Consider the following 11,814-nt stretch of genomic DNA (forward strand, 5'->3'; position numbering starts at 1 on the left):
CATCGCCAGCTATGTGAAAAAGGTAATCGTCTACGAAAAGCATGTAGAGGTTATCTTTAAGGTCCCCGTTGTGGATTTTGTTGTATGGAGGTGAGCCGTGGCTGTACAGATCCACAATTCGTCGCCGCACTATCCTTAGGATGTTTGCGAATGATTAACGTATCATTTTAAACTGCTCGTGCGAGCTAAGGAACTGTAACGATAACTGTCTCGCTTGCCGTTTTGCCAAAAGAGGTAGAAACAAACTTCCATTGACCGCTAGCAGGACTATAAGCATTATAAAAACTGACCCAAGATTCCCCTTTATCATTGGTATAAAGATCCCAGGTTTCTCCGTTTGGTTTAGTGACCGTCACTTTGGCAAAAGGCTTCGTTTTCAGTGTGAATTCAATTCCTCCGTAATAAGAGGAACTGTATTTCCAACTAGCATCCGGCTTGGCCGTCTGTTCGGTTGTAGAAGCCTGAACAATAACGTAAGCGGGCTCGCTATTCCATTTATCAGATTCTTTTGCAATAATGGATATCTTCTCGCCAAGTTTGAAATTGCGGTACATGGCGCCAGAAAACGTACCTTCACTATTAACCGGGAACCGGTAAACCTGGGAACCATCACCCGAATAGATTTTAATCTCCGCATTAGGCGCAGCTTTTCCGTACAAGTAGCCTCCATTTTCATAGACGTTCGCCGTAACTGTAGGCATGGCAGTCGCAGGTGTCGCCATGACTGAAATAATCACGGGCTCACTTGCTCTCCAGCCCACCTTTTTAGCCGTGAGGTACAGGAGGTCATGCTCATAGAGCGCTGATACCGAAAAGTTAAGGGTAAACTTTCCGTTATAGTTGGAGCTATTCCCTAACAATAGCCCGTCTTTATTACGCAAATAGAGGTATGCATCTTCTTCTGCAGTTCCAGTTATATAACGAGTTAGCTCATACACATCTTTCGTGACCGTCGGGGTCGCAGTCATCGGAGACGGCGTAACGACAACTGCAGTAGGCACACTCTGTTTTTTATTTTGACTTACAGCTGTAATCAACAAAGTTTCATTGATCTGCAACTTTTTGTCCGATAAGTAAATATTGTACTGCCCATTATATGCTGTGGATGAGCCTAAAAGCTCACCGTTCTGTCTGCGAAGCTCAATCCGTGCATCCTTTTCAGCCGTTCCTCTAATACCTTGATTTTCCGAGAAGACGATTCCCGTAACGCTTGGAGAAGCTGTAGTCGGAGCGTCAGCTACAATGATGATCACTGGCTCGCTTTCCTTTTTATTGGCTGCCGTAGCAGTAATGTATATCTTGTCCCCTGCGTTTAATGCCTGGGATATATAAATCCAACTGCTACCTGAAGACAAATACGTACCGTCTTCTCTTTTCGCTGTAACCGTAGCACCCGCTTCAGCTTCTACATTCACACTCTGATTTACCAAATTATAAACAGTTCCTGTCACGGTCGGATTATCCGTTTGCTCCGATTCAGTCACAGTAATAAGTGCAGGCGCACTCAGTTTATTGCCATTTGCTTTGCCAAATAACTTTAGCTTCATACCTGCGGTGAGCGAATCAACACGGATATAACTATAGAAACTATAACTCATCAAGTAACCTTGCTCATCTGTCAATATAAAAGTTGGATCCCATGTCATAGGCTCTAAAGTAGGTTCAATCACACTAGTTGCTTCCGCTACAGGATGACTGATTTGCGGTGTAGCAGTTAACGGAGCTGATGCTATATCGACCATCTCAGCAGCACCACTTCTTTTGCCATAGGCGATGGAGTATACTCTCAGTTTCCCCTCATGAACCCTTTGCTCGAGCTTTATGAAATAATTCCCACTCCATGAAGCCCGCTCCAGACCCAAAATTCGATTCGTATCATCAATTGCATACACGGTAGCAAATGGCTCGACCGTTCCATTTAGCTGCGTCATTTCATTAGTCAGAATAACATTTGAATCGATTCGAGGTGGCGATGATACTCCCGCATAATCCTGCAGGAGGAGCCGCGTAGGCTCACTGGCAAACTTATCAGACTCCGTGGCGGTAATCCACAATTCTGAGGATGCTTTCATCAACTTGTCCAAACCTACCTCTATGTCGAAATGACCCTGATAATCGGCCAAATCTCCTGAAATCATATTACCATAATTATCCTTCATGATGATCGCCGCTCCCGGCGCCGTTACACCTCTTACAAACCCGCCGTTGACATACAATGCTGAGGCATCTATTTGGGGGTTACTTGTCCTTCTGATTAAATTAATCGGGAACTTAACAACTTGATCCTCGTAAGCATAATGTGAAGAGTTTACCTCAAGCTGATCACCTTCAATGAGATTAGAGAATTCTCCAGCTTGTATAATCACAGAGTAGCTTCCTTGTTCTGATGCTTGTGTCCATGCCAGTAAATAACCGTCGGAGGCACGTTTTATCTCGATTTTGGAGTTAGGCTCGCTGTTCCCCGATATAATGTAACTACTTGACCCTATATCTCGGGATGCAGTTAAGTGCACATTTTGCCTAGGTGCTTTTACTGTAACAGGCACTGGAGCGCTGCTCTGATTGTAGGTTTCTGCCGTCACCAGAAGCTGATCTCCTGGACTTAGCCCTGCTTCACGACCCCAAATAAAAGTATACCCGCTGTCGCCAGCTCCCATATATGGCGAACCTAACATGGCAAGTCGTCTTCCATCCGTAGTTGTAATGGCATAGCGTACATAAACATCTGTCGCCTTTAGCTGTAGAAAACCTCCTGTTGGATAGATCTCCTCCTTCAGTAACACCGGCGCATCTATCCCCGTCCCCGAATTACCAGGAGGGATGATCGGAAGAGGAACATTCGGTAAATTATTATCAACTGAAGTCTGTGAAGAACTTATTACGCTCGAAACCCACTCATCCTCTACAATGATAGGAATCCTGTCACTTTCTTGCTTCCCTTCCTGTTGAACGCTGATGTATATTGTTTCACCTGTCGAAAATGAGTTAATCAAATCACCTTCCATATAATCGCTTCCATAACCACTGCTATAAAAATAATAACCAATCAAATAGCCAGACTGATTACGTACCATGATCTTGGAATCCTGGGGAATCAACATCTTCAACTTTCCGTTTTGGAATTTTTTCGAAACAAAAGGCTGCATACTTGTTTCATTCGTAAGCGGGGTAAGCTCTATACTTGAGCGGCTTTCGACTTTCCCCGGTGCTTTAGCGCTAATTTCCAATGATTCTTGTACCTGACTGAACTGCACCTCAAAGTTGAAAATTTCATAACGTTCATCCAAGCTATAATGGTTTTTCAGAGACATGGAACCTTTCAAATTAGGAAACTGAATTCTCGACCCCTTTTCAGCTTTAATCTGGATTCGAGAAAACCCCTGATACACTTGTCCATTCACAACTGGCGCTTCCGTTTGTCCGCTTATTCCTTTCACGATCAGTGAAACGGTACCGCTTTCCTTGCGTCCGTTGCTTTTAGTGGAGATCCGTACAATTTGTCCCGCCTCATAATTACCCTCAAGACTTATATCACTATACAAAGTAAACGGATCATTCGGATTCTTAGCAATGAATTGTGATGCAAGTATTCTTCCCTGCTCATCTTTGACCAACACAGAGGTAGATTCATTGACACCGATAGTCAATATCGGAGAATCTGCATAGAGCTCGCCTTTAACATTCGGCTTGGTACTTACTATCTTGGAAGCTTCCGATGGTTGAACTGTGACCACTTTAACTTCACTCTGCTGCATATCTGAAGATCTGGCAGTAATTCTCAACTGTTCGTTCTCCGTTAAGTCTCTATACAGAGGAACACTGAACAACCATCTTTTCTCTTTGGGTAGAATATCCCCTTCAAAATCATGCACGGTTGAGCTTTCTTGGGTTGAAATAGCTTCTCCAATGACTTGATCACTTTGGTCCCTAACCGTAATGATTGCCTTCGACGCACTAGTTCCCGAAATCCAGGCTGCATTAGCATAAACTACGCTGCTAACGGAAGGAGTCTCGGTTATCATGGAGCTATTCACAGGCATCGCTTTTATTTGTAAAGTAAACGTTTTGAACAAAGTCTGTTCGCCATTGCGAGTGACGCTCGCTGTGATCCGCTGAGCCACGTCGCTTCCATTCGTTGGTCTGCTAATCGTACCATCCTCTTGAACGAACATGGACCCATCAGTAATCCACCTTACACTTGTGCCTAATAATCCTGTTTGAGGAAAAATAACGTCCTGTGTCACATTCGAATAGGAATCTCCAGGTTTAAAAATAATTTGCAAGCCACTAATTGCCTGACTAATAGCCAGTTGGTCCAGTGTTGATTCCGCTTCCTGCAGCTTTATCAGATTAGGATATTGTTCCGGTCGTGCTCCCAGATCGAATGAGGCTTGCAGCAAGCGACGAATTGAGGCCAAGCTTTCCTCATATTCAGTTGTATATTCAACAGGGATGGAAATAGCCACTAACCTCTCGTTTATCTTTTTTACCAATTGATCTCGAAGCGCTACAGCAATTACATCAGAAGCGTGTACACTTCCTCTATCTTCAACTTCCAACGCAGTACTCACAATAGCGTTTAGGTTCCCCTCAAGTGATACCGATGCAGAAACAACAAGCTTTTGTACTTCAGCCCCCTCCAGTAATGTCACTTTACCGTCGGACCTAACTAATATTTGGCTAACGCTGGATTTTCCATAAGCATTGCGTTCAATAATTAATTGACCGCCGATTGCGGACGAAGTCACGCCATGGGAAAATACCCCTCTTAAGACTACATGTTGACCGTTAAGCTCTTGCGTTACGTTAACACCACCCGAATCACCAGTGCCTGCGGTTTCAATAATAGCATCGGACTTCACATCAGTGTTTCGAATGACTGAACCAGAATTAACAAGAACACGAACACTTTGGGCTTGTCCCGGTGCATTCACCGTCACATTATCAGCCGTAACGTTGTTGAGTTCTATCGTATGGGAAGACCCAGATAGAATCACAATCCGCGAGGCGTGGATGTTCGATAGCTTAACCGTCGCCCCCACCCCCGGATTTACACTAAGCGTTCCCGTGACTTGGACAGTTCCCGTACCATTAGCAGGACCGTAATTCCCCTCTGACGTTATGGTAAAATCCCCGTTAATTGTTCCGGCTACGTTGATTGGAATCGTGGAAGGGGTGGGCATACCACTACCAAAGCAGCAGGCTGGGGGCAACACGAGACCTGAATTCGGAACCGAAGGAGGAACAGGATCAGGATTAGGAACAGGGTCTTCCGTCTTTTTAAGCTGAAGAGCTTGCGCCGTAGCAACCATAGTCTTCTTATTTACAACATACTCATATGCCAGTCGTGCCAAGGCCTGTCTCTCAGCATAAGCTTTAGGCATAAATCGAATGTGACCGTCCCCAGTATCCATACCTTGCACGAAGCCTATCTTCATAGATAGCGCAACACTGTTTTTAGCCCACTCGGAAATTTCATTCCAATCCTCGAATAAACTATTAGATTGAACCAAGTTTGAAACCTTGTCTAATCCCATAGCGCGGATAAAAAACAAGACCAACTGTTCTCTGGTCACCTTATCCTCAGGTGAAAATGTATATTCCGAAGTTCCTTGCGTTATACCCGCTTCAACAAGCGCACCAACATACCCTCTATACCAGCTGTCAGCAGGTACATCGGTAAATGACGCTGCTCTGCTCTCAGCTTCCTTCATGCCCGAGGTCAGCACGATAATTTTAGCTAGCTCCGCTCTTGTCATCGGCTGAGCGGGAGCAAATTTCCCCTGCCCGTATCCAGAGACAACCCCCGCTTTCACCAAGGCGGCAATTTCTTTTTGCGCATAGGAATCTCCCGTATCTTCAAATCCCTGATCAATCGTGATCATTTCTGGGTTGATTTCTCCCGTTTGTTGGACCATGGTAGAATCCACTTCAGCAGCCAATGCCGATGTCTGAATGGTAGTCAGACTTGAGCCCATTATAGTAATTAGTAAAACTTTAACTAAGAGCATTTTCAAACGTATCAAGCGTCTCTCTCCCTCCATTAATGTAAAAACATAGAAATCTATTATATTATACTAGTAATATTGGATACATCAAGAAATTTCAACCCATTCAACATTAAAGAAACAATCGATGTACGATAGCTGCACACAAACCAGCTCAACTCATTTCTTTTTCGCAAATAATCCCAATAAAGAACAAAAATCCACAATCAATCTCATTGATTGTGGATTTGTTGTATGGAGGTGAACCGTGGCTTGGTAAATCCACAATTTTACGCTGCGTGATGCTGGGGATGTTTTTTTAGGGATCATTAAATTCTTATTCTCCCAATCCAGCTTACATGACATTCTTATTAACAAGAAGTACTCTTGCAATTACATGTTCAATCGTGCGTGTGCACCGGTGAAACATTACTCCATTCAATCGCAAAGCAAATCCCCGCACTAAATAACAGTTATGCCTACTAAGCGTCATGATGTTTCAATATCTGTGAAGGGGATTTGAGCATTAATCTATAAACAGGATACAAGCCTGATAAAAGATTGATTCCGTAGATCAGGATTATACCCCCAATAATATAAGGGGCTGGAAAATAAAACACTTTTAAATACGATGGGAGTATTCGCTCCAATTCCTTAATGAAAAAAGTCATTAGGACATAACCAAGTAAGGATGTAATTGTAGTCAGAAGCACAATTTCATAAATAAACATCTTAACGATGTCCCATCGCGAAGCGCCTAAGGCGCGATATACACCAATATCATATATTCGATTCAACAAACTGGTGCGAATAATAAAGGTTAATTGCAGCAGTGAGATAGTTAAAAGTACAAATGCGAATGTCAACAAAGTATAATAACCTTTTCGAAAATCCGACTTGTACTCCTCCTTATCGTGATTGTAGTTGTTCACTGCGGAATACTTCTTACTTGTCAAGTATTGCTCTGTCTGGTTTATATCCGCTGAGTAGATCAATTCCATACGATCGCCTCTTATTGACTCGTATAAAGACAGCAACAGATTTACTTTACTTAGTATAACCTCTTGATTAAACAATATCTGGTCATTATCATAAGGCTTATAATCATAAAACCCAACAATTGTAACTTTTTGATCTGTACTGCCTGTAGCCATTATCGAACCTATTTTATAGTTATGAACTTGTCGATATGCAATAGGATATACCACTTCTCCAGCAATTATTGGCATTCTGCCTTCAGTAAGCTGGACACGATCTTCCATGGATTCCCATGAACCAATCCTAGAAGAGTTTAACTGCGTATTTTTGCTTTCATCAGATGGTTCTAAGGCGACATTTATACCTATCTCATAAATAAGACTCTGACTCATCCATATCGTCGGAGCGTCTGTGTCACTAATGCCGACGATAGTTAGCGGGAGCAGATATCCTAATTTTTGATGAAGTACATTCAACCCAACAAAATCCTCTATTCGTGCAATTCCTGCCTGTTTATATTCAGATTCATACAGTAAATGTTTTGCTGTTCTCATATCAATAACAACCTCTCGTACCTGAACAGGATACCGACCCGCTACCAAATCACCTTTCTTAAGGAGTTTAATATCTGAAGGGTGTGCATCCATAGGAAGGTTCTCATCTAGTTGATAGAACGATCGTACAAATACATCAAAATGTTGAGGTTCTGCCACAGGATTAATAAACTGAATATGAGCCGAAGAATCAAGCAACGGTTGCAATGGAGCATCCGTTGAAAGATACTGCTTATCTACCTTTTGAAATTCTTCCGGCGCAACATGATACAGCTTACCTATCAAAGCAATTGCAATTGCTATTAACATTGCTGCGAGTACAAAACTTAATAACATGAGCTTTTGCAGCTTGGAGTAACCACGAAGCTTTAAATAAGCGTTTCCAATTGCCTCCTTCGTTTGAATAACGGCTCCATTTGTCCGTTTTGGCTGGGCTGACGAATGTAGCTTATCGAAATCAAATTGGGTTTCTTTCACGTCATCGATAGCCAAAGGCTTAAAATGTTCATGATAAATATGAATATCCGAATCCACCTCCACAACCCTAACGTTAAGCTTTTCATCCGTTATCGCCTGAATATAGAGGGAATTGTTCTTTAAGATTAGATTAAGCTTCCAGCTATTCAGCGAGACCTTAGTGTTATCCGTGAAGAGATCGATATTTAATAAGCCATTTGTAATGGACTGTTGATGTAAATCCTTTAAGTAAATGGTATTCTGATGTTTAATATCCAACACGTTAGTATGTGTATTTAATGTATCGCTTATAACACAGCCATCATTGATTTCAATAATTCGATCACCATAGAATTCTGCCAATTCACGTTCGTGCGTAATCAGCACGACCAGTTTCTGCTCCGATATTTTCTTGATAATATTCATTATTTCCACTGTGTTTGTACTATCCAGATTTCCGGTCGGCTCATCAGCAATAATGATATCTGGGTTTTTTGCAATGGCTCTGGCTATGCCTACTCGTTGCTGCTGACCACCTGACAAAGCGAACACCTTTCTGTTTCGAAAATCAAGCATACCAACAGCACTAAGTACATAATTAATACGACGGTCTAACTCCTCTCTTTCTTTTATTCCATTCATTTTTAATACGCATTCAACATTTTCGTAAACCGACATCTGAGGGAATAGGTAATATTGTTGAAAGATGTATCCGATTCTCTCTCTTCGAATGACATCTAATTTTTGATTATTATGCTTGTCTATATGGATATCTCCAAAATAAATTTTACCAGAATCGATGTATTCCATACCGCCTACTACATTCAATAGAGTTGTCTTTCCGCTTCCAGAAGGTCCACAAAATACTACGAGTCCTTGTTCTGGCAATGATAGATTAGCCTGCTGAATCGCACGAACTTCATTCGGTTTCCCTTTGAAAAAGGTTTTATTAACTTGTTTTAATTCAATCAATGTTCTGGCCCTCTTCTCCTTTTAAAGTCGCCATTACGCTATCGTTAAAAAGTTTCTTGCGCATGCGGCTAACCAATAATAGTGTCATGAGTGCAATGATCAGATACATATACAGATAATCACTCCACAAGTAAAATTTATATAGATTGGCAATCGCTGTCGTGACGGTGTTAGCAGGGAGCCACTGACTTAGGCTGGAAACTAGCCAAGCAACGACATATGCAGTGGAACTGAGAATGATTAATTCGGTGCTAATAATTTTGTAAACCATCCCAGACGAAGCTCCGATAGACCGCAAAATAAGGTAATCCTTTCTTTTGCTTTTCATTATGTTGCTAAGAATAAAATAAGTGATAAGGAAAAAAATACCGATAAATATAATCAAAAACAAACCCAGTAGGAGGTGTCGAATGGCTTTGACAAAAGATGATGTTGGATCTACAGTGCCAAATGGATACAGGGCACGATACCCTTTTGAGTTTAGCAAATGCATCATTTTACCCACATCTGCGGTTTTATCAGTAATAAGACTCACCTGAGTCGGATTTTGACCTTGCAGTAATTGCTTGTACGAGTTGGGATTAAAATATATCGAAGGCTGCTCATCGGGTTGATTTTCTTCTATTACGTCATGGATGGTGAACGTTTGTTTTCGATGACCATACGGGCTCTGTACATCTACAATAATTGTCTTTCCAATTAACACGGCCGAACAATTCGACTGTTCTTGATTGCTTAAGGCACAATACTGATTGGATAGAGAAGCATTGACTATAACAGAATGCTCCGCACCTTCAGTTGTATTCTCTAATGAAGTTTCTGCAAGCAATGGAGTAAACACCGATTTTTCCATACTTCCTATGGAATAGAACGAGGGCTCGTATTGAACGATTGCATTTTGTGCCGCCGATTCAAGAATACTTTTAGACACAAAACTCATTTCGCCCACTTTTTTATTGTCTGCAATTCCTACAATCTTTAATGAGTAGAGCTTCTTTCCTTGTTGTATATGAAAGGTTTTGTTGAGAATCTCGCTAACTTCAACACCTTTCCGCAGAGAAAGTGTATTCAGGATAATTTCATCATCATTTTGTGGTAGCACACCAGCAATGAGTTCTCTTTCATTGATTAGAGACCAAGGGGACAGACCGGTCTGCATCACAACCGGTTTTTTTCCAGATGATCTTGGGAGCTCCATTGACAGCAATTCGTCCAATGCCAGATCGCTGGTAACAAGCTCATCCACTTGAGATAATCCAGACAAGAATTGTAGTTCATCAATTGATAAAGGACTTTGATCCGGTTTATTGACGACAATTCTACGCTCAGAACTGTTGGGAAAGTATTTATTTTGTTTCTTCTCTGAAAATGAGTACTGAAAGTTTAGCATAGAACCATATACGAATGCCGAACCTATACACAATATCAGCAATACCATTAATAGCAGCACTGATTTGAACGGTGTTGCCATAATATGACGCAGACTCATCAGCGGATAGTCTCTTCTTCTTATACGGCCGCTCGAAGATTGGCTAACTTCGAAGGGATCATTCTGATTAACCAGTTGATTAAGTTGCCTATCTTCTACGATCCGCCCGTCATGAAGCGTAATCCTGCGAGTTGCTGTATGCTCAATCTCTTCGACATTATGAGTAACAACTAGTACCAGCTTCTCCTTACCGATCTCAGACAAAAGATTAATGATTTGCTTGCTTGTTGCGGCGTCTAGGTTCCCTGTAGGCTCATCTGCAACTATAATGGGACAGTCCTTCGCTAATGCACGAGCTATTACAGTTCGCTGCATTTGACCGCCGCTTAGTTTCCCAGCTTTTACATGAAGAAACTGGCTTAATCCAACACGTTCAATGAGCTCAAGTGCTCTTCCTCTCCGCTTAGCAGCGTCAATCCCCATAATGATAAGAGAAGCCTCCACATTTTGAAGCACAGTAAGACTTTCAATGATATTGTAATTTTGAAACACAAACCCTATGTAATCTCGTCGATACCGCTCCCATTCTTGCATGGTATAACAGGAGGTCTCTTCTTGATTAAGAAACATCTCTCCCTCTTCATGGGTATCAAGTCCGGCAATGACGTTTAATAACGTGCTTTTTCCGCTACCACTCTTACCCACAATCGCTACAAACTCGCCCTTATTCAGTGTTAAATTGATTTTTCTTAGGCCAAGTGCTACATTACCTTTCGCGGAATAGTACTTGGATACATTATGTAGTCTAAGCATGTGAGCCCTCCTGGATCCACGATATGCGTTTGTATACAGCCTTATTTAGCTTTATTATATAATTTATATAGTATAACTAATAAATCCATAAATGTTAATCTTCTGTAAAAATCGAATTACTTTATTAAACAAAGTAATTCGATTTTCACAGAGCCAACACTGCTTAACTGTCTATATAACAAGTGCTAGAACCCGAATAATCGATAGCTTGACGGAATAAAACAACACCCCTTCATTTGGTAAAGTGATAGTCGACCAATCACTACCACATAATGAGGTGTCTTCTCTCTGATAAATCAACAGCCTACTATTGATCAACCGAGCAAAGGAATCAAACCTGCTATTCAGGAACTGAATGTGCTCTGCTTCAAACATCGAATGGAGCGGGATTCACTCTGAACGGCGAAACCATTGGTCGGGTAGAGAAGCTTAATTCGGTGAGCCAGGAGACGGCATTCATCTTCGACTATTAGATCTTTGAGCACAGTCGGGAACTCTTGCAAAAGTCTTCCTCAAAGATCGAGTTGATAATTGTAACATGCCAGAAATCAAGAAGTTCAGCGGCAGCTAAGTAGAAGAAGTTATTGTCAATGAAGAACGTGTATAGCTTGACTTCAAGCTATAC

Annotated in this window: 3 protein-coding genes; all 3 read right to left on the bottom strand. The window is 41.7% G+C overall.

What is annotated here, in order from left to right; genetic code table 11:
* Positions 1-185: 185 nt before the first annotated feature.
* The 3 genes from AC58PQ_RS20585 to AC58PQ_RS20595 all read right to left on the bottom strand — a co-directional run bounded on the left by AC58PQ_RS20585 (position 186) and on the right by AC58PQ_RS20595 (position 11,189).
* Positions 186-6,026, bottom strand: coding sequence for an S-layer homology domain-containing protein (locus AC58PQ_RS20585; protein WP_497244798.1), 5,841 nt, complete (start codon positions 6,024-6,026; stop codon positions 186-188).
* 443 nt (positions 6,027-6,469) lie between these two features.
* Entirely contained in the window at positions 6,470-8,947 is a 2,478-nt protein-coding gene (locus tag AC58PQ_RS20590) for an ABC transporter ATP-binding protein/permease (protein ID WP_497244800.1), read from the bottom strand.
* A complete protein-coding gene (locus tag AC58PQ_RS20595) occupies positions 8,940-11,189 on the bottom strand; it encodes an ATP-binding cassette domain-containing protein (protein WP_497244802.1) in 2,250 nt (749 codons plus the stop codon). Before AC58PQ_RS20595 ends, AC58PQ_RS20590 begins: the two co-directional genes overlap by 8 nt.
* Positions 11,190-11,814: the final 625 nt, after the last annotated feature.

This window comes from Paenibacillus sp. J22P143 (genome assembly GCF_059692035.1).

Bases quoted from the DNA above. Each gene is read 5' to 3' on its own strand.
- AC58PQ_RS20595 (WP_497244802.1), bottom strand. From the start codon at position 11,189: ATGCTTAGACTACATAATGTATCCAAGTACTATTCCGCGAAAGGTAAT.